Genomic DNA, 19,357 nt, shown 5'->3' with positions numbered 1-19,357 from the left:
GTTCGGGGTGGTGGGGGGGCGGGCGGGGGGGGGGGGCCCGGCCGCGCGGGGGGGGGCGGGGCCCGGGCTGGGGGAGGCGCCGCCCGCCCGCCCCCCCGCCCCCGGCCCGACCCCACCGACCCCGGAGGACCCGTCATGCGAGGAACGGTCCTGCACGCCCCCCGCGACGTCCGCGTCGAGGACCGCCCCGACCCGGTGATCGAGCAGCCCACCGACGCCGTGGTCCGCCTGGCCGCCACCTGCGTGTGCGGCTCGGACCTGTGGCCCTACCGCGGTGTCGAGGAGGTGCGCGGGCCCTCGCCCATGGGCCACGAGTACGCCGGCGTCGTCGAGGAGGTCGGCAGCGAGGTCACCACGGTCCGGCCCGGTCAGTTCGTCGTCGGCTCCTTCTTCGCCTCCGACAACACCTGCGAGATCTGCCGCGCCGGCTACCAGACCTCCTGCGTCAACCGGCAGCCCGGCGCGGCCAGCGGCGCCCAGGCCGAGTACACCCGCGTCCCGCTGGCCGACGGCACCCTCGTCGCCACCCCCGACCTCCCGGACGACGACCTCGTGCCGGGCCTGCTCGCCGCCTCCGACGTGCTGGGCACCGGCTGGTTCGGCGCCGTCGCCGCCCAGGCCGGGCCCGGGAAGACGGTGGCCGTCGTCGGGGACGGCGCGGTCGGCCTGCTGGCCGTGCTGGCCGCGCGGCAGCTCGGGGCCGAGCGGGTCGTCGCGATGAGCCGGCACGGGTCGCGGCAGCAGCTGGCCCGGGAGTTCGGCGCCACCGACGTCGTCGCCGAGCGCGGCGACGAGGGTGTGGCGCGGATCCGGGAGATGACCGACGGGCTGGGCGCGCACTCGGTCGTGGAGGCCGTGGGCACCCAGGAGTCGATGATGCAGGCCGTCCGCGCCACCCGCCCCGGCGGGCACGTCGGCTACGTCGGCGTGGCCCACGACGTCGCGCTGCCGGGCGACGAGCTGTTCTTCACCCACGTGCACCTGCACGGCGGGCCGGCCCCGGTGCGCCGCTTCCTGCCCGAGCTCATCGACCTCATCTGGCGGCGCGAGATCGACCCGGGGCGGGTCTTCGACCTCGAGCTGCCGCTGGAGCAGGCCGCGGAGGGCTACCGCGCGATGGACGAGCGGCGGGCGATCAAGACGCTGCTGCGGCCCTGACCGCCGTTTGCTCACGAGGCGGAGGGCTTGACGATCCCCCGCTCGTAGGCGAGCACCACGGCCTGCACCCGGTCCCGCAGGCCGAGCTTGGTGAGGACGTTGCTGACGTGGGTCTTGACCGTCGTCTCGCTCAGGACGAGCTCGCCGGCGATCTCGGCGTTGGACAGCCCCCGGGCCACCAGCAGCAGCACCTGGTGCTCCCGCTCGGTGAGCTCGGGGAGCGGCGCGGCCGCCTGTTCCGCGGCCGGGAGCAGCCGGGCGAAGCGGTCGAGCAGCCGCCGGGTGACCCGCGGCGCGACGACGGCCTCCCCCCGGTGCACCACGCGCACCGCGTCGACGAGGTCCTCGGCCGGCACGTCCTTGAGCAGGAACCCCGACGCGCCGGCCCGCAGCGAGTCGACGACGTACTCGTCGTGGTCGTAGGTGGTGAGCACCAGCACGCGGGGAGGCGCGTCGAGCGCGGCCAGCCGCCGGGTCGCCTCGACGCCGTCCATGCGGGGCATGCGGATGTCCATGAGCACCACGTCGGGGCGCAGCGCCCGCACCTGGGAGAGCGCGACCTCCCCGTCGCCGGCCTCGCCGACGACCTCGACGTCCGGCTCGGACTGCAGGATCAGCCGGAAGCCGGTGCGCAGCAGCGGCTGGTCGTCGACCAGCAGCACCCGGATGGTCACGCGGCACTCCTCGACGTCGGCAGGGTCGCGGTGACGGCGAACCCGCCCCCGCCGCGCGGACCGGCCCGCAGCCGCCCGCCGTAGGCCGCGACGCGCTCGGCCAGCGAGCGCAGCCCCCGGCCCCCGGGTCCGCCGTCGCGGGCGCCGCGGCCGTCGTCCTCGACCGCGAGCGACAGGCTCCCGGGACGCCAGTGCAGCACGATCGTCGCCGCGGCGCGGCCGGCGTGCTGCTGGCAGTTGCGCAGCGCCTCCTGGACCAGGCGGTAGGCGGTGAGCGCGACGCCGGGCTCCACCTCGGCCGCGGTCCCGATGGACACCAGCTCGACCGGCATGCCGGCGGCCCGCACCGAGGCCACCAGGTCGTCGATGTCGGCCAGCCCGGGCTGGGGTCGCAGCTCGGCGGCGTCGCCGGTCGGGCGGAGCACCCCGAGGACGCGGCGCATGTCGGCGACGGCGTCCTGGCCGATCCGCTCCACGGTGCGCAGCAGGTCCTCCGCGGTGTCGGGGTCGGTGCGCAGCAGGCGCCGGGCCGCGGCGGTCTGCACGGTCAGCGCCGTCAGGCCGTGGGTGACCAGGTCCTGCATCTCCCGGGCGATGGCGGCCCGCTCGTCGACCTCCACGGCCCGGCTGCGCGCCTCCTGCGCCTCGGACAGGGCGCGGTTGCGCTCCTCGAGGCCGGCGGTGTGCTGCCGCCGCAGCCGCACCGACCGGCCCACGCCGAAACCCGCGCCGAGCAGCAGCGCGTTGCCGAACCAGTCCGCCGCGGAGGGCTCGAACGGGCCGGTGAGCAGGACCACGGCGGCCAGCAGGCCCGCGCCGGCCGTGGCGGGGGCGCTGCGCCGCAGCGGGTGGGCGGCCGCGACGGTGTAGGTGACCAGCAGCGGCGCCAGGGTGGCCACGCCCTGCGCGTAGCCCTGCTGCACCGGCAGGAGCGAGGCGACCGATGCCACGGCCAGGGCCGCCAGCGGCCGCCGGGTGCGCAGGGCCACCGCCGCGCCGGACAGGACCGCGAGCCCGACGGCGAGCGCGTCGGGCTCCCGGAAGTCGTAGTCGACGAACTCCGGGGCCGACCAGAGGGACAGGGTCGCGAAGAGCGCGACCAGCGCGCCGAGGACGACGTCCTCCCGGACGCCCCACCGCCACCGGGGGCTGCGGGGGACGACGCCGCTCAGCTGCACGCGGCCACGCTAGGCGCCGCCCGCACGCCGGTCCCTCCTCCGCACGGACCGGTTCCCGGCTCGGTCTCCTCCTCGCGGAGGAGGGGGGCGAGCCGGGCGCCGCGGAATCCGTCCGGCGCCGTTCCGCTGTCTATCCTCTGCGCTCGTGGATCCCCAGGGCTTCGTCGCGTCCGAGCACGAGCAGCCCGCCGCCCCCCGGCTCCCGGTTCCCCGGCCGCCGCAGGCGCTCCCCGCCGATGGCCCGGCCGTGCTCCACGGGCTGGGCGTCGACGCGCTGGTGGAGCTGATCGAGTCCTCGGGCTACGGCGTGTGCATCACCGGGGAGGACCACAGCTGGGTGTACCTCAACCCGGCCGGTGCCGCAGTGGTCGGCCGCCCGTTCGTCGAGCTCGCCGGGACCGACTACCTGCTGACCTTCGCCGAGCACGAGCGGGCGGCGCTGCTGGAGCTGGAGCAGGAGCAGCGCGAGGGGGACACCGCCTTCTACGCCAACACCGTCGTCCGGCCCGACGGCACCGAGGTCGGCATCACCTGGTCGGGGTCGGTGCTGCGGGTCGGCGACCGGGAGCTGGCGCCGGCGGTGTTCCACCCGACCTTCGGGCTGGGTCCCCCGGACACCGACGCCGCGGTCCCCGGCGCGGCGGCGGCGGGCATCGCCGGGGACGCGCCGGTCGAGGAGGTGCTGGCCAGCCTGGCCCGCGAGGCCGTGGACCGGTCGCGCGCCGTCGGCTGCCTGGTGCTCGCCGCGGCCGACGACGGGCGGCTGGTGCTGCGCGCGTCGGCCGGCGTCCCGCCGCGGACCGCCGAGGTGGTGGCGGAGGCGGACCTGCGCGTGTCCGACCTCCCCGGCGGGGACCTGCTCACGGCCGGCCGGCTGCTGCTGCTCTCCGACGGGCGGCAGCGTCTCGAGCGGTCCGCGGCCGGCCTGGCCGCGCACCTGGCCGGGCTCGGCTGGCAGGGCGCGGCCGGGCTGCCGCTGCACCGCGGCGGGCGGGTCGGAGGGTGCCTGCTGCTGCTCATGCCGCCGTCGGTGACCGCGCCGACGAAGCCGGAGCTGACGTCGTGGTCCGCGCTGGGCGCCCACGTGTCGGTCGCGCTGGCCGACGAGCAACTGCGGGCGCAGGCCGCCGAGCTCGAGCGCCGGCGCCTGGGCCGGGACCTGCACGACTCGCTGAGCGCATCGCTGTTCTCGCTGCACGCGCGGGCCCAGGCCGTCCGGCGCGGCCTGGCGGCCGGGGACGGCGGGCTCGTCGAGGCCGCCGCCCGCGACCTGGAGGAGCTGTCCCGGCAGGCGGTCGCCGAGTTGCGGGCCATGGTCAGCGGCATCCGCGGGGAGACCCCCGACCTCGCCGGCGCCCTGGCCGACCTGGCGGCCGCCTGCACCACCCGGAACGGGCTGCCGGTGCGGCTGCGGCTGCCCGACGACCTGCCCGCGGTCGGCGCCGGGCACACCGAGCACCTGGTCCGCATCGCCGCCGAGGCCCTGCACAACTGCGTCAAGCACGCCAGGGCGGACAGCGCCGGCCTCGAGCTGGAGGTGCGGGGGTCGGAGCTGGTGCTGACCGTCACCGACGACGGCCGCGGGTTCGACCCGGCGGACGAGCCCGGCGGAGGGCACGGTCAGCGCACGATGCGCGAGCGGGCCCTGCTGTGCGGCGGGTGGCTGCACGTGCACAGCGCGCCCGGGGAGGGCACGCGGCTCGTCGTCCGCGTGCCCCTCCCGGGCTGACCCCGCCGCCGGGTGGACGGCGACCGGGTGCCCCGCTCCCGGGCACCCGGTCACCGCGTCACGCCGTGGCGATGGCGTCGAGCACCTGCATCCGTGCCGCCCGGCGGGCCGGCCACGCCGCGGCCACCACGCCGATCAGCGCGCCGAGCACCAGGAAGCCCGCCAGCCGGCCGCCGGGGACGACCAGTTCGGTGATGCCCTGGTCGGCCAGCGACCGGGTCAGGCCGATCCCGAGCACCAGGCCGAGGCCCAGGCCGAGCACGGACCCGTAGACGGAGATGAGCACCGCCTCGAGCCGCACCGTGCGGCGCAGCTGCCGCCGGGTCATGCCGACCGCGCGCAGCAGCCCGATCTCCCGCGTCCGCTCCAGGACCGACATCGCCAGGGTGTTGACGATCCCGAGCACGGCGATCACCACGGACAGGACCAGCAGCGCGTTGATGAGCAGCAGCACCTGGTCGACCTGGGCCTTCTGCTCGCCGGCGAACTCGTCGCGGTCCTTGAGGCCGACCACCGGGTAGGCGTCGACGACCGACTCGACCGCCGCCCGTGCCGCGGCCGCGTCGATCCCCTCGGCGAGGACCACGTAGACGTAGCGGTCGAGGGCCTGCCCGCCGAGCGCCGCGTCGGTCTCCAGGGACAGGACCACCGAGCCGACCGCCTGGTTGGCGGCGTAGACGCCGCCCACCGTGAGCTCGGCCCGCTGGCCGCCCGCCGAGACGGCCTCGACCGTGTCGCCGACCTCCCAGCCGCGCGCCGCGGCGGTCGTCTCGTCGACCAGCACGCCGCGCCCGGCCAGCCCGGCGCTGCCGCCGGACAGGTACTCGAGGGTGAGCCCGCGGTCCAGCGTGGCCGCGTCGACGGCCGCGGCGAACGTCGTCTGCCCGTCCAGCTGCACCTGGGTGAACCGCTCCTGCAGGACGGCGTCGACCTCGTCGAGCTGCCGCAGCCGGTCGGCCACCTCCGGGGTGAACGGCTGACCCACGGCGGTGGAGACGACGTAGTCGGCGCGCAGCGCGTCGTCGACGAGGGCGTCGACCGAGGCGTTGGCCGACGCGCCCAGCACGCCGAAGCCGGTCACCAGCGTCAGCCCGACCATCAGCGCGGACGCCGTCGCCGCCGTGCGCCGGGGGTTGCGCTGCGCGTTGTCCCGCGCCAGCCGGCCGGCGGTGCCCGCGAGCCGTGGCAGGGACGCGCCGAGCACCCGGACGAACGGCCGGGCCAGGACCGGGCTGAGCGCGACGGCGGCCAGCACCAGGGCCAGCGCGCCGACCCCGACCAGGGCGGGGGCGTCCCCGCCGTCGGCCGCGACGCTGGCCACCAGCGCGCCGGCCGCCGCGACCGCGAGCGCCGCGCCCACGGCGCTCCGGCGGCGCAGCGACCGCTCCACGGCGACGTGGTCGTCACGCATGGCGGCCACCGGTGGGGTGCGGGCCGCCCGGCGGGCGGGCACCCAGGCCGCGACCAGGGTCACCAGGACACCCACGGCGTAGGACCACACCACCGTGTCCCCCGACAGCACGAGGTCGCCGTCGAGGGTGAGCCCGAACGTGCCGAACAGCGCACGCAGGCCGGAGGCGACGCCGAAACCGCCGGCCAGGCCGAGCGTGGCGCCGACCACGCCGAGCACGGCGGCCTCCACCAGCACCGAGCGGGTGACCTGGCCCCGGCCGGCCCCCAGGGCCCGCAGCAGCGCGAGCTCCCGGGTCCGCTGCGCGACCAGCATCGAGAAGGTGTTGAGGATGATGAAGCTGCCGACGAACAGGGCGATGACCGCGAAGGCGGTGAGCAGCACCGTGATGAACGACAGCCCCTCCTCGAGTGCCGCGGACTGCTCGTCGGCCTGCTGCTGCGCCGTCTGCACGTCGTAGCCGTCGCCGACCGCAGCGGCGATGCGGTCGGCGAGCTCGGCGTGGGTCACGCCGTCGGCAGCCGCCACCTGGATGCCGGTGAAGCCGTCCCCGAGGCCGGTGAGCTCCTGGGCGGTGGCCGCGTCGAAGGCGGTCAGCGAGGCGCCGGCCAGGCCGCCGTCCTCACCGAAGGTGAAGACGCCGACGACGGTGGCCTCGACCCTCGGGCCCGGGGTGAGCAGGGTGACGCGGTCACCGACGGCGTGGCCGGCCTCCGCGGCGCTGCCGCTGTCCAGGGCCACCTCACCGGCCCGCTCGGGGGCGCGGCCCTCGGTCAGCTCGCCGGGCGAGAGCTCCGGCTCGGCGGTCCAGCTGATCCCGATCCCGGGAGCGCCGCCGGTGTCGAGCACCTCGCCGGCGGGGGTCAGGACGTAGACGCCCTCCGCCTGCACGTAGCCCGCGGCGGCGGCCACGCCGTCGATGTCGCGCACCCGCTCCACCAGGTCGCCGGGGACCGGGCGGCTGCCGGCGGGCCCGTCGACGCCGGCGTCGAAGCCGCCCTCCGCGGTCACGCCGACATCGGAGGCGGTGCTCTCGAACAGCGCCGTGAACGTGCGGTCGAGGGTGTCGGTGAAGACCATCGTCCCGGCGACGAAGGCGACGCCGAGGACGATCGCCACAGCCGACAGGGCCAGGCGCAGCTTGTGCGCCAGGAGGCTGCGCAGGGTCGCCTTGCGCATCTCAGCCCACCTCGACGACGCGGCCGGCGGGGTCGAAGGCCTTCATGCGGTCCAGGACCCGCTCGGCGGTGGGGGCGGCCATCTCGTCGACGATGCGGCCGTCGGCGAGGAACAGGACCCGGTCGGCGTAGGAGGCGGCCGCGGGGTCGTGGGTGACCATGACGACGGTCTGGCCCATCTCCCGCACCGAGGTCCGCAGGAACGACAGCACCGAGGCCCCGCTGCGCGAGTCGAGGTTGCCGGTCGGCTCGTCGGCGAAGACGACCTCGGGCCGGCCGGCCAGCGCGCGGGCGCAGGCGACGCGCTGCTGCTGGCCGCCGGACAGCTCGGCCGGCCGGTGGCCGAGCCGGGCCCGCAGGCCGACGGCGTCGACGACCTCGTCCAGCCAGGCCCGGTCGGGGGTGCGGCCGGCGATGTCCATGGGCAGCGTGATGTTCTCCAGCGCCGTCAGGGTCGGCAGGAGGTTGAACGCCTGGAAGACGAACCCGACGCGGTCGCGGCGCAGCCGGGTCAGGCCCTTGTCGTCCAGGGCCGAGAGCTCCGCGTCGCCGATCCAGGCCTGCCCGGAGGTGAGGGAGTCCAGGCCGGCCATGCAGTGCATGAGCGTGGACTTGCCCGAGCCCGACGGGCCCATGATCGCGGTGAACTCGCCCCGGTGGAAGTCGACGTCGACGGCGTCGAGCGCGGTGACCTGGGTGTCGCCGCGGCCGTAGACCCTGGTCAGGGCCCGGCCGCGGGCGGCGGGGGTGCCCGTCGCCGCGGCGGGGGCGGCCGGGGACGTCTGCTGGACCGGTGTCACGGTCTGGCTCCTCGAGGTGGTGGGGTGCCGCACCTGCTGCGGCGGACCGAGCCTGTCGGCGGCGGCGCCCGTGGGGATCGGCCTGCGGGACCGTCGGCGGAGTGGTCCTCGAGGAGGGGCGGGTCCGGCCTCCTCCTGCCGCAGGAGGAGGCCCGCTCCCGTCGGCGACGGCCGGCCGGCGGCAGCGCAGGATGGGCCGGTGCGTGCGGTGGTGAGCAGGGTGGCGTCGGCCTCGGTGACCGTCGACGGCGCCGTCGTCGGGGAGATCGGCCCCGGCCTGCTGGCGCTGGTCGGCGTCGGCCGGGACGACGACGCCGGCCGCGCCCGCGCGCTGGCGCGAAAGGTCCACGAGCTGCGGGTGTTCCCCACCGACGAGGGCGCCCGCTCGGCCGGTGACCTCGGGCGGCCGGTGCTGGTCGTCAGCCAGTTCACGCTCTACGCCGACACGCGCAAGGGACGGCGCCCGTCGTGGGACGCCGCCGCGCCCGGCGAGGTGGCCGAGCCGCTGGTCACCGAGGTCGTCGCCGAGCTGCGCCGGCGCGGCAGCGAGGTGGCCACGGGCGTGTTCGGGGCCCGGATGCTCGTGGCGTCGGTCAACGAGGGACCGATGACCTTGCTGCTGGAGGTCTGATCCAGCGACCGGCCGGGTACTGGTGGTGACCGAAGACACGGTCTGTGCGTTGCCTGTGATTGCGGGTCACGCGGAACACCAGGCCCCGTCGGAACCGTTGGACGGGGCGTAACACAACGGACGACAACAGACGACAGCGGGGTGCCGCCCGGACAGCGGCGCCCCCACCCCAGACGCGGGTGACCCACCGTGCGCGCCAGCCGGCGGGTGCATCCAGAACCACAGGCAAGGACGAAGACATCCCGTGACGCTCCTGCAGTCCTCCCCCAGTGACGCCCTCGAGGTCCGCTCGCCGCGACGCGAGCCGGACACCAGTGGCCTGGTGTCGACCGACCTGGTGCGCGTGTACCTGAACACCATCGGCAAGACCGCCCTGCTGACCGCCGAGCAGGAGGTCGAGCTGGCCAAGCGCATCGAGGCCGGCCTGTACGCCGAGCGGCTGCTCACCGAGCGGCAGCTCACCCCGGCCCTGCAGCGCGACTACAAGGCCCTCGCGATCGACGGCAAGGCCGCCAAGCGGCACCTGCTGGAGGCCAACCTGCGCCTGGTGGTGTCGGTGGCCAAGCGCTACACCGGCCACGGCATGACGTTCCTGGACCTCATCCAGGAGGGCAACGTCGGCCTCATCCGCGCCGTCGAGAAGTTCGACTACACCAAGGGCTTCAAGTTCTCGACCTACGCGACGTGGTGGATCCGCCAGGCGATCACCCGCGCGATGGCCGACTCCGGCCGCACCATCCGGCTGCCCGTGCACCTGGCCGAGCAGGTCAACAAGGTCGTGCGGACCCGCCGCCGGGTGCACCAGGAGCTCGAGCGCGAGCCCACCGCCGAGGAGCTCGGCCTCGAGCTGGACATGACCCCCGAGCGGGTCACCGAGCTGCTCGAGTACAGCCGCGACCTGGTCAGCCTCGACCAGACCGTCGGTGCCGACGAGGAGTCCCGGCTCGGTGACTTCATCGAGGACGCCGACGCCGCGGTGGCCGAGGACGCGGTGGCCTTCCAGATGATGAAGGGCGACGTGCGCAACGTCCTCTCCACGCTGGAGGACCGCGAGCGCGACGTCGTCGTGCTCCGCTTCGGGCTCGACGGCGGCCAGCCGCGCACCCTCGAGCAGATCGGCAAGCAGTTCGGCCTCTCCCGCGAGCGGGTGCGCCAGATCGAGCGCGAGACGATGGCCAAGCTGCGCGACCCACAGCGCGCCGACGCCCTGCGCGACTACCTGGCGTAGCAGCCGTCCCGGCAGCACGCCGCCGAGAGCCGGTTCCCCACGGGGAGCCGGCTCTCGGCGTCTGCGCGGCCGTTGACACCCGCAGCGGTGCACGCCAGGCTCGTCCTCAACCGATCGGTTGAGGAGGCGGGTCGTGGCGACGACGGCGCAGCGGTGGCGGAAGCTCGCGGACGAGTTCGGGCGGCGGGTCGACGGCGTCCCCCCGGACCGCTGGGACGACCCCGCGCCGTGCGAGGGCTGGGTCGCCCGCGACGTCGTCCGGCACCTCGTGGAGTGGATGCCGTCGCTCTACCTGGGCGCCGTCGGCCGGCCGCTGCCGGACATGCCCCCGGTCGACGACGACCCGGCCGGTGCCTGGCGCGCCGCCGACGCGGCGATCTCGGCGCTGCTGGCCGACCCCGCCACGGCCCGGCTCCCCACGGCCACCCGCGCGGGCGGGATGACCCTCGAGGAGCTGGTCGCCATGACCGGGCTCATGGACCTCCTGGTGCACGCCTGGGACCTCGCCCGCGCCACCGGCCAGGACGAGACGCTGGACGCCGCGGAGGTCTCGGGGTTCCTGGCCGGCATCGAGCCGTGGGACGCCGCGATGCGCGGCAGCGGCCACTACGGCGCGCGCGTGCCGGTCCCCGACGACGCCGACGACCAGGCGAAGCTGCTGGCCTTCACCGGCCGCCGGCCCTGACGCGGGCGTCGGTACCTGGTCGCGGGGCGGTCCGCGGGTCGACCATGGGCCGGTGCTCACCGTCCGGCTGCTCGGGCCGTTCACCGTCGAGGTGGACGGCCGCCGGGTGCCGGAGGACGCGTGGACCCGCCGGGACGCCGCCGGGCTGGTGAAGCTCCTGGCGCTGCGCCCCGGCCGGCAGGCGCACCGCGAGCAGGTGATGGACCTGATGTGGCCGGACCTCGACCTCGCCGACGCGGCGCCGCGGCTGCACAAGGCCGCGCACTACGCCCGCCGGGCCCTGGGCTCGCCGGAGGCGGTGGTGCTGCGCGACGGCACGGTCGCCCTGGTGCCCGGGACGCCGGTCGCGGTGGACGTGGAGGAGTTCGAGTCCGCCGCCGCCGAGGCGCTGCGGGAGGGCTCGCCCGAGGCGGCGGCCGACGTGCTGCGGCGGTTCCCCGCCGAGCCCCTCCCGGGTGAGGTCTACACCGGGTGGGCTGCCGGACCGCGCGAACGCCTCGGCGGCCTGCGCCGGCAGCTGCTGCGGCAGGCCCGCCGGTGGGCCGACCTGGTGGCGCTCGACCCGCTCGACGAGGCGGCCGCCGTCGCGCTGGCCCGCGAGCTGGCCGCCGGCGGCGACCTGCCCGGCGCGCTGGCCCGCTACGAGGACCTCGACCGGACGCTGCGGCGCGAGCTGGGCACCGGTCCCGGCCCGGAGGCGACCCGGCTGGGCGCCGAGCTGGCCGCCGCGCTGCGCGCCCGCGGGCGGCTGAGCGCCGCGGACGAGGGCCGGCTGTCCCAGGAGATCCGGTTCTGCCGCAGCCCGGACGGCGTGCGCCTGGCCTACGCGTGCTCCGGGACCGGGCCGCCGCTGGTCAAGGCCGCCCACTGGATGACCCACGTCGACCACGACTGGCACAGCCCGGTGTGGCGGCACTGGCTGCTGGCGCTGTCCCGGCGGCACCGGCTCGTCCGCTACGACGAGCGCGGGTGCGGGCTGTCGGACTGGGAGGTCCCGGAGCCGACCTTCGAGAGCTGGGTGACCGACCTGGAGACCGTGGTGGACGCGGCCGGGCTCGACCGGTTCCCGCTGCTCGGCATCTCCCAGGGCGCCGCGGTCGCGATCACCTACGCCGCCCGGCACCCGGACCGGGTGAGCCGGCTGGTCCTCTACGGCGGCTACCTGCAGGGCCGGCTGATCCGGGCCAGGACCGAGGAGGAGCGCCGCGAGCACCTGCTCGAGGTCGAGCTGGTGCGGTTGGGCTGGGGCCGCGACGACCCGGCGTTCCGGCAGGTGTTCACCTCGCGGTTCATGCCCCGGGCGTCCCGCCGGCTGTGGGACGCCTTCAACGACCTGCAGCGCACCACCACGTCACCGGAGAACGCCGCCCACGTCCTCGAGGTCGCCGCGGGCATCGACGTGGTGGCGACCGCGGCCGAGGTCCGGGCGCCGACGCTGGTGCTGCACGCGCGCCACGACGGCCGGCCGCCGTTCGCGCAGGGCCGGCTGACCGCGTCGGTGATCCCGGGCAGCCGGTTCGTCGCGCTCGACAGCTGGAACCACGTCCTGCTCGCCGACGAGCCGGCCTGGCCGGTGTTCCTCCGGGAGGTGGAGGACTTCCTCGCGGAGTGAGCGGGTCGGTCCCGGGTGGCTCAGGGGACCTCGCGCATCCGGCGCGGACCGGGCTCGACGCGCGCCGTGGGCAGGCCGACCCGCACGGTGCCACCGGCCACCACCAGCGACCGCCCGCCGTGCCACGGCTTCTCCGGGCCGACGATCACCGGGGACAGCGTCAGCCCGAGCACCTCGGGCAGGTCGTCGGCGAGCCGGGCCACCCGCAGCAGCAGGTCCTCCAGCGCCGCGACGTCGACCCGCTCGGCGCCGCGCCAGCCGTCGAGCAGCGGCCACGCCCGCGGCTCGCGCACCAGCTCGGCGGCGTCGAGGTCGGTCAGCGGCAGGGTGCGGTAGGCGCGGTCGCCGAGCAGCTCGGTGGCCACCCCGCCGAGGCCGAAGCTGACCAGGGCGCCGAACGACGGGTCGTCGACGACCTCCACCACCGTCGCCACGCCCGGCGCGGCCATCTCCTGCACGATCACCGGGTCGCCGGCCGGGATGGCCTCGAAGGCGGCGCGGACGGCGTCGGCGTCGGGGAGGTCGAGGCGGACCCCGCCGAGGTCGGTGCGGTGGCGCAGCCAGGGCGCGGTGGACTTGAGCACCACCGGGTAGCCGACGGTGTCGGCCGCGGCGACGGCCTCCTCGGCGGTGGTCGCCGTCCGCGTGCCGAGCAGCGGCACCCCGTAGGCGGCCAGCAGCGCGATCACCTCGTCGTCGGTGAGCGGGCGGCCCTCCGGCGACCCGGCCAGGACGCCGCGGAGCAGCGACCGCGCGCGCCCGGCGTCGACGCCGGGCAGCTCGGGCACGGTGCCCACCGGCCGGCGTCGCCAGCGGGCGTACTCGGCGACGCGGGCCAGCGCGATGACCGCCCGCTCCGGGGTCGAGTACGACGGCACCGAGCCGCGGGCGGGCATGCCGGTCTCGTCGGGCACGGTGAGCTCGCGCGGGATGCCCTCGGCGGAGAGGAACGTGGCCACGACCGGCTTGGCCGAGGACCGCGACACCTCGACCAGCGCCCGGCCGTACTCGTCGGGCGGGGTGTGCACCAGCGGCGGGAGGAACACCGCGACGACCGCGTCGACGCCGTCGTCGTCGACCGCCTGCTGCAGCGCCGCGCGGAAGGCCTCCGGGCTGCCGCCGGTGCCGATGTCGGCCGGCGTCTCGTGCGCCAGCGACAGCCCCTGGTCGAGGACGGAGTCGGCGACGAGCACCCCGAGGGCGGTGGAGTTGCCCACGACGGCGACCCGGTCGCCGGCGGGCAGCGGCTGGTGGGCGAGCAGCATGCCCACCTCGAACAGCTGCGCGACGGTGTCCACCCGGATCACCCCGGCCGAGGCGAACAGCGCCGCCACCGACTGCTCGGGCACCGCCACCGACGTGCCGGCCAGCCCCGGGGTCAGCCCGCCGTGCCGGCCGCTCTTGACCGCCACCACCGGCTTGGTGCGGCCGACGGTGCGGGCCAGCCGGGCGAACTTGCGCGGGTTGCCGAAGCTCTCCAGGTGCAGCAGCACGACCTCGGTGCCGGGGTCGGTGGCCCAGTACTGCAGCAGGTCGTTGCCGCTGACGTCGGCGCGGTTGCCCGCGGAGACGAAGCTGGACAGGCCGATGCCGGCCCGGCGGGCGCGTTCGAGCAGGGCGACGCCCAGGGCGCCGGACTGGGCGAAGAAGCCGACCCGGCCGCGGCCGGGCACCCGGGGGGCGAGGCTGGCGTCGAGCCGGATGGCCGGGTCGGTGTTGACGATGCCCAGGCAGTTGGGGCCGACCACCCGCATGCCCGAGGCCCGCGCCGAGGCGACCAGCCGCCGCTCGGCCTCCCGCCCCTCCGGCCCGGTCTCGCCGAAGCCGCCGGAGATGACCACCAGCCCGCGGACCCGCTTGCGCCGGCAGGCCTCGACCACCCCGGCGACCTCGTCGGACGGGACGGTGACGACGGCGAGGTCGACGTCGCCCGGGATGTCCTCGATGGAGGCGTAGGCGGGGACGCCGCGGACATGCCGGGCGCCGGGGTTGACCGGGTACACCGGCCCCTCGAAGGAGTGGTCGAGCAGGTTGCGCAGGACGAGGTTGCCGATCTTGCCCTCGTCGTTGCTGGCGCCCACGACCGCGACCGACGACGGCGTCAGCAGCCGCGCGATCGACCGGGACTCGCTGCGCTGCTCGCGCTCGTAGAGCACCGCCAGCGAGGTCTCGGTGGGCGCGATGGGGAAGGTCAGGTGGACGACGCCCTCGTCGTAGGTGCGCTTGGCCTGGTAGCCGGCGTCGAGGAAGACGCGGACCATCCGTGCGTTCTGGGTCAGCACCTCGGCGACGAAGCGGGTGATGCCCCGCTCGCGGGCGGCGGCGGCCAGGTGCTCGAGCAGCACCGACCCGAGGCCGCGGCCCTGGTGGGCGTCCTCGACGAGGAAGGCGATCTCGGCGTCGTCGGTGCCCGGGAGGCGGTCGTAGCGGCCGACCGCGATGAGCTGGTCGCCGAGCAGGACGACGAACGCCACCCGGTCGCGGTGGTCGACGTGGGTGAAGTGGTGCAGGTCCCGGTCGCTGAGCCGCTTCATCGGCCCGAAGAACCGGTAGTAGCGGGTCTGGTCGGAGCTGCGGTCCATCAGCCCGACCAGCCCGTCGGCGTCCTCGGGGCAGATCGGGCGCAGGTGCACCGTGCCGCCGTCGGCGGCGATGATGTCGGCCTCCCAGTGCGCCGGCGGCCGGGGCGCCTCCTCCGCGGACGGCTGCTCCGCGGGTGACTGTTCCGGCGCGGTGCGCTGGTCAGTCACGGGGGTCGTCCGGGTCGAGGCCGAACAGCGGGTAGACCGCCCGCCGGGTCCGCGCGACGGCGCGGTCGACGCGGGACTCGGTGAACGGGTCCCACGCGGCGAAGCCGGTGTAGCCGCCCTCGGTCATGTGCGTCGGCGGCCGGGCGCGCAGCCCGCGGGCGACGACGTCGTCGCGCCAGGACTGCGGGATCTCCGTCGCGGGGTCCAGCTGCGCCCCCGCCGCCTCGGCCAGCAGGTGGGTCCAGGCCCGCGGCACGCAGCGGACCAGCCCGTAGCCGCCCCCGCCGAGGGCGATCCAGCGGCCGTCGCAGAGCTCGTGCGCCAGCTCGTGCACCGCGCGGTAGCTGGCCCGCTGGCCGTCGATGGTGAGCGCGAGGTCGGCGAGCGGGTCCTCGTGGTGGGCGTCGCAGCCGCACTGGGTGACCAGCACCTGCGGCGCGAAGGCCCGCAGCACGCCCGGGACGACGGCGTGGAAGGCGCGCAGCCAGCCGGGGTCGTCGGTGCCGTTGGGCAGCGCGATGTTCACGGCGCTGCCGTGCGCCTTCTCCGGGTCGCCGCACTCCTCGGGGTACCCGGTGCCGGGGAAGAGGGTCAGCGGCGTCTGGTGGATGCTCACCGTGAGCACCCGTGGGTCGTCGTAGAAGGCGGCCTGCACGCCGTCGCCGTGGTGGACGTCGAGGTCGACGTAGGCGATCCGCTCGACGCCCTGGCCCAGCAGCCAGGCGATGGCGATCGCGGCGTCGTTGAAGACGCAGAAGCCCGACGCCCGGTCGCGCATGGCGTGGTGCAGCCCGCCGGAGATGTTCACCGCGTGCTGGGCGCGGCCGGAGTGCACGAGCTCCGCGGCCTGCACGCTGCCGCCGGTGATGAGCGCCGCGGCCTCGTACATGCCCTCGAAGACCGGGTTGTCGGAGGTGCCCAGGCCGTAGCGCTCGTCGGGGTCGGTGGGGGCGCGCCGCACCGCCTCCAGGTAGGTCTCGTCGTGCACGAGGGTGAGCAGGTCCGTGCCGGCCGGGGTGGGCCGGACGACCTGCACCCGGTCCGGGGCCAGCACGCCGAGGCCGTCGGCCAGGCGCATGGTGAGGTCCAGCCGCACCGGGTGCAGCGGGTGGTCACCACCCAGCGTGTAGCCGAGCAGCGCGTCGTCCCAGACGACGGCCACCGAGTCGCTCACGGTGCCCTCCTCCGCCGTCGGGCCCCTCCGGCCGGGGCGTCGTCGTCCCGGGGTCGGCCCTCGCCCGGACGCTACCGCCGGTGCGCGGCCGCCGCCCTCCCCGCGGCCGGCCGCCGCGGGGCGCACGCCGGGGCGGCTCGCGCGTCCGGCGGAGCGCCGGGGCCGGTGGCTCGCGGGCCGTAGGATCGGGAACGACACGGAGGAGTGCCAGTGAACGACCTCATCGACACCACGGAGATGTACCTCCGCACGATCTTCGAGCTGGAGGAGGAGGGCATCGTCCCGCTCCGGGCCCGCATCGCCGAGCGGCTGCACCAGAGCGGCCCCACGGTCAGCCAGACCGTCGCCCGCATGGAGCGCGACGGGCTGCTGACCGTCGAGGGCGACCGGCACCTGCAGCTGTCGGAGTCCGGGCGGGCGCTGGCCACCGCGGTCATGCGCAAGCACCGGCTCGCCGAGTGCCTGCTCGTCGACGTCATCGGCCTGGACTACGCCGACGTCCACGAGGAGGCCTGCCGCTGGGAGCACGTGATGAGCGAGGCGGTGGAGCGCAAGCTGCTGACCCTGCTCGGCAACCCGACGGTCTCTCCCTTCGGCAACCCGATCCCCGGCCTCGACGCGCTCGGCGGGGAGACCTCGGCGGTGCTCGACTCGTTGACCCTGCTGTCCACCACGGCCACCGCCGAGGGCCGCCGGGTGACCATCCGGCGGATCAGCGAGCAGCTGCAGGAGAACGGCGAGCTGCTGCGCGAGCTCTCCGAGCACGGCGTGCGGCCCGGCGCGACGGTCGTCGCCCGGTCGACCAACGGCACCGTCACCGTCGACGACCACCCGCTGCCCGCCGGTGTGGCCCAGCACCTGTTCGTCGCCGCGCTCGACGACGACCTGACCCCGGCGGAGGCCGCCGCCCACCTGTGAGGAGGGGCCCTGCGGCAGGGCCGTTCCAGCACGTCCCGGTGCCCGGCACCCGCTCCCCGCGGGTGCCGGGCGCCGCTCGTTACGGTGGCGGCGTCCGCGCCACGACCCAGCGTCCGCGACCACCCGCGAGGAGCCCCGGTGAGCCAGCCCGACCACCCGACCGACAGCCCCGCGGACCCCGCCCCGGCCTCCCCCTTCGAGCGGCTGGCCGACTTCGTCGCGATCCCGCGGGTGAGCGGCCTGGCGCTGTCGGCCGACGGCACCCGGCTGGTGGTCGCGGTGCAGACGCTCGACGCCGAGGGCAAGAAGTGGCAGTCGGCGCTGTGGGAGGTCGACCCCGAGGGGCAGCGCCCGCCGCGGCGGCTGACCCGCAGCGCCCCGGGCGAGTCCGCGCCCTCCTTCGCCCCCGACGGCACCCTGCTGTTCGTCTCGGCCCGTCCCGACCCGGGAGCCGGCAAGGACGCCGGGGAGCCGAAGCCCGCGCTGTGGGCGCTGCCGCCCGGCGGCGGTGAGGCCCGCGCGGTGGTCACCCGGCCCGGCGGGGTGGCCGGGTTCGCGGTCGCCGCCGACAGCGGCGACGTCGCGGTGGTGGCCGCCACGATCCCCGGCGCCGCCGCCGCGGACGACGACGAGGCCCGCCGCAAGGCCCGCAGTGACGCCGGCGTGTCGGCGATCCTGCACGAGGCCTACCCGGTGCGGTACTGGGACGCCGACCTCGGCCCGGCCGTGCCGCACCTCTTCTTCGCCGGCGCGCTGCCGGCGGAGGGGCCGGCCGGTGAGGCGCCCGAGCCGCCCGAGCTCCGCGACCTGACCCCCGAAGCCGGTCCGCCCACGGGCGCCGGTGAGTCGGTGGCCCTCTCCCCCGACGGTCGTCTCGCGCTGCGGGTGGACCAGGTGCCCGACGGCCCGGCCGGCCGCCGTGACCGGCTGGTGCTGGTGGAGATCGCGACCGGGGAGAGCCGGGTGCTGGTCGACGACCCGCTGGCCGACGTCCACTCCGGCGCCTTCTCCCCCGACGGCGGCTCGGTGGTCTGCGTCCGCGAGACGATGACGACCTACGCCGAGCCGCCGGACTTCACGCTGCTGCTGGTCGACGTCGCCTCGGCCGAGGCCCGCGAGCTGACCCCGGACTTCGACCGCTGGCCGAGCGCCCCGCAGTTCGCCGCCGACGGCGCCGCCGTCTACTTCCTCGCCGACGACGACGGCCGGCACGCGCTGTTCCGGGTCGAGGTGGCCGGCGGCGAGCCGGTGCGGCTGACCGCCGACGGCGCCTACAGCGACCTGCAGGTGGCCCGCGACGGCAGCGCCCTCTACGCGCTGCGGTCGGCCTACGACCAGCCCCCGGCGCCGGTCCGGCTGGACCCGCGGGCGACCGGCCAGCACCCCGACCCGCTGCCCGCGCCGGGCGCCGTCGGGCCGCTGCCGGGCACGCTCACCGAGGTCCGCGCCACCGCCGCCGACGGCGCCGAGGTGCAGGCCTGGCTGGTGCTGCCCGAGGGCGCCTCGCCGGAGGACCCGGCGCCGCTGCTGCTGTGGATCCACGGAGGACCGCTGATGAGCTGGAACTCCTGGTCGTGGCGCTGGTGCCCGTGGGTGCTGGCCGCCCGCGGCTACGCCGTGCTGCTGCCCAACCCGGCGCTGTCGCAGGGCTTCGGCCAGGACTTCGTGCGGCGCGGCTGGGGCGAGTGGGGCGGGGCCCCCTACACCGACCTGATGGCCGCCGTCGACGCCGCGCTGGAGCGGCCCGACCTCGACGCGGAGCGCACCGCAGCGATGGGCGGCTCGTTCGGCGGCTACATGGCCAACTGGGTCGCCACGCAGACCGACCGGTTCCGGGCGATCGTCACCCACGCCAGCCTGTGGGACCTCGACAGCTTCGTCGGCACCACGGACGCGGCCTACTACTGGGAGAAGGAGTGGGGCGACCCGCTGCTGACCCCCAAGCGCTACGAGCAGAACTCGCCGCACCGCTTCGCCGACGCCATCCGCACGCCGGTGCTGGTCATCCACGGCGACAAGGACTACCGCGTGCCGATCGGCGAGGGCCTGCGGCTCTGGTACGACCTGCAGAAGCGGGGGGTGCCCTCGCGGTTCCTGTACTTCCCCGACGAGAACCACTGGGTGCTCACCCCCGGCAACGCGACGGTCTGGTACGAGACGGTGATCGCCTTCCTGGCCGAGCACGTCCTCGGCCAGGAGTGGCAGCGGCCCGCCCTGGTCTAGCGCGTCCT

General features: G+C 76.3%; 14 protein-coding genes. 8 read left to right on the top strand and 6 right to left on the bottom strand.

The annotated features are described in order from the left end of the window. Nucleotides 1–135: 135 nt before the first annotated feature. On the top strand, nucleotides 136–1,158 hold the full coding sequence (locus tag ACI79O_RS18745) for a zinc-dependent alcohol dehydrogenase family protein (RefSeq protein ID WP_456886894.1): 1,023 nt from the start codon (nucleotides 136–138) through the stop codon (nucleotides 1,156–1,158). 11 nt (nucleotides 1,159–1,169) lie between these two features. Here ACI79O_RS18745 and ACI79O_RS18740 read toward each other — a convergent pair whose 3' ends face one another. Together ACI79O_RS18740 and ACI79O_RS18735 are read right to left on the bottom strand one after the other, a co-directional pair. Then, complete coding sequence (locus ACI79O_RS18740; RefSeq protein WP_456914892.1) at nucleotides 1,170–1,832, bottom strand: response regulator; 663 nt, start codon at nucleotides 1,830–1,832, stop codon at nucleotides 1,170–1,172. After that, nucleotides 1,829–3,010: a sensor histidine kinase gene (locus tag ACI79O_RS18735; RefSeq protein ID WP_456914891.1), complete on the bottom strand. Its 1,182-nt coding sequence runs from the start codon at nucleotides 3,008–3,010 to the stop codon at nucleotides 1,829–1,831. Before ACI79O_RS18735 ends, ACI79O_RS18740 begins: the two co-directional genes overlap by 4 nt. Before the next feature lie 145 nt (nucleotides 3,011–3,155). On the opposite strand from ACI79O_RS18735, the gene ACI79O_RS18730 reads away from it, so the two are divergent. Continuing rightward, nucleotides 3,156–4,739 carry an ATP-binding protein gene (locus ACI79O_RS18730; RefSeq protein ID WP_456914890.1) on the top strand — a complete coding sequence of 528 codons (1,584 nt, stop codon included), beginning with the start codon at nucleotides 3,156–3,158 and terminating at the stop codon, nucleotides 4,737–4,739. A 58-nt stretch (nucleotides 4,740–4,797) separates the two neighbouring features. Here ACI79O_RS18730 and ACI79O_RS18725 read toward each other — a convergent pair whose 3' ends face one another. Both ACI79O_RS18725 and ACI79O_RS18720 read right to left on the bottom strand, forming a co-directional pair. Next, a complete protein-coding gene (locus tag ACI79O_RS18725; RefSeq protein ID WP_456914889.1) occupies nucleotides 4,798–7,329 on the bottom strand; it encodes an ABC transporter permease in 2,532 nt (843 codons plus the stop codon). A 1-nt stretch (nucleotide 7,330) separates the two neighbouring features. After that, nucleotides 7,331–8,128 carry an ABC transporter ATP-binding protein gene (locus ACI79O_RS18720; protein WP_456886904.1) on the bottom strand — a complete coding sequence of 266 codons (798 nt, stop codon included), beginning with the start codon at nucleotides 8,126–8,128 and terminating at the stop codon, nucleotides 7,331–7,333. Between the two features lie 199 nt (nucleotides 8,129–8,327). On the opposite strand from ACI79O_RS18720, the gene dtd reads away from it, so the two are divergent. The 4 genes from dtd to ACI79O_RS18700 all read left to right on the top strand — a co-directional run bounded on the left by dtd (nucleotide 8,328) and on the right by ACI79O_RS18700 (nucleotide 12,284). After that, on the top strand, nucleotides 8,328–8,759 hold the full coding sequence (dtd, locus tag ACI79O_RS18715; RefSeq protein WP_456886906.1) for a D-aminoacyl-tRNA deacylase: 432 nt from the start codon (nucleotides 8,328–8,330) through the stop codon (nucleotides 8,757–8,759). Between the two features lie 244 nt (nucleotides 8,760–9,003). Then, nucleotides 9,004–9,987 carry an RNA polymerase sigma factor SigB gene (sigB, locus tag ACI79O_RS18710; protein WP_456886908.1) on the top strand — a complete coding sequence of 328 codons (984 nt, stop codon included), beginning with the start codon at nucleotides 9,004–9,006 and terminating at the stop codon, nucleotides 9,985–9,987. A 133-nt stretch (nucleotides 9,988–10,120) separates the two neighbouring features. Further along, nucleotides 10,121–10,672 carry a TIGR03086 family metal-binding protein gene (locus ACI79O_RS18705; protein WP_456886910.1) on the top strand — a complete coding sequence of 184 codons (552 nt, stop codon included), beginning with the start codon at nucleotides 10,121–10,123 and terminating at the stop codon, nucleotides 10,670–10,672. A gap of 52 nt (nucleotides 10,673–10,724) precedes the next feature. After that, entirely contained in the window at nucleotides 10,725–12,284 is a 1,560-nt protein-coding gene (locus ACI79O_RS18700) for an alpha/beta fold hydrolase (RefSeq protein WP_456914888.1), read from the top strand. Nucleotides 12,285–12,304: 20 nt separating this feature from the next. Here the strand turns inward: ACI79O_RS18700 and ACI79O_RS18695 are convergent, their stop codons facing one another. Next, nucleotides 12,305–15,034, bottom strand: coding sequence for a bifunctional acetate--CoA ligase family protein/GNAT family N-acetyltransferase (locus ACI79O_RS18695; protein WP_456914887.1), 2,730 nt, complete (start codon nucleotides 15,032–15,034; stop codon nucleotides 12,305–12,307). Next, nucleotides 15,027–16,208 carry an acetoin utilization protein AcuC gene (locus ACI79O_RS18690; RefSeq protein WP_456914886.1) on the bottom strand — a complete coding sequence of 394 codons (1,182 nt, stop codon included), beginning with the start codon at nucleotides 16,206–16,208 and terminating at the stop codon, nucleotides 15,027–15,029. Before ACI79O_RS18690 ends, ACI79O_RS18695 begins: the two co-directional genes overlap by 8 nt. Before the next feature lie 210 nt (nucleotides 16,209–16,418). On the opposite strand from ACI79O_RS18690, the gene ACI79O_RS18685 reads away from it, so the two are divergent. Then, nucleotides 16,419–17,126, top strand: a complete 708-nt coding sequence (locus tag ACI79O_RS18685; RefSeq protein WP_456886917.1) for a metal-dependent transcriptional regulator — start codon at nucleotides 16,419–16,421, stop codon at nucleotides 17,124–17,126. A 138-nt stretch (nucleotides 17,127–17,264) separates the two neighbouring features. Then, nucleotides 17,265–19,349, top strand: a complete 2,085-nt coding sequence (locus ACI79O_RS18680) for a S9 family peptidase (RefSeq protein ID WP_456914885.1) — start codon at nucleotides 17,265–17,267, stop codon at nucleotides 19,347–19,349. The last annotated feature ends 8 nt before the right edge of the window (nucleotides 19,350–19,357 follow it).

This window comes from Geodermatophilus sp. SYSU D00696, from assembly GCF_054050235.1.
The sequence above is the reverse complement of the archived record's forward strand: the minus strand, read 5'-3'. Positions and strand labels throughout refer to the sequence as shown.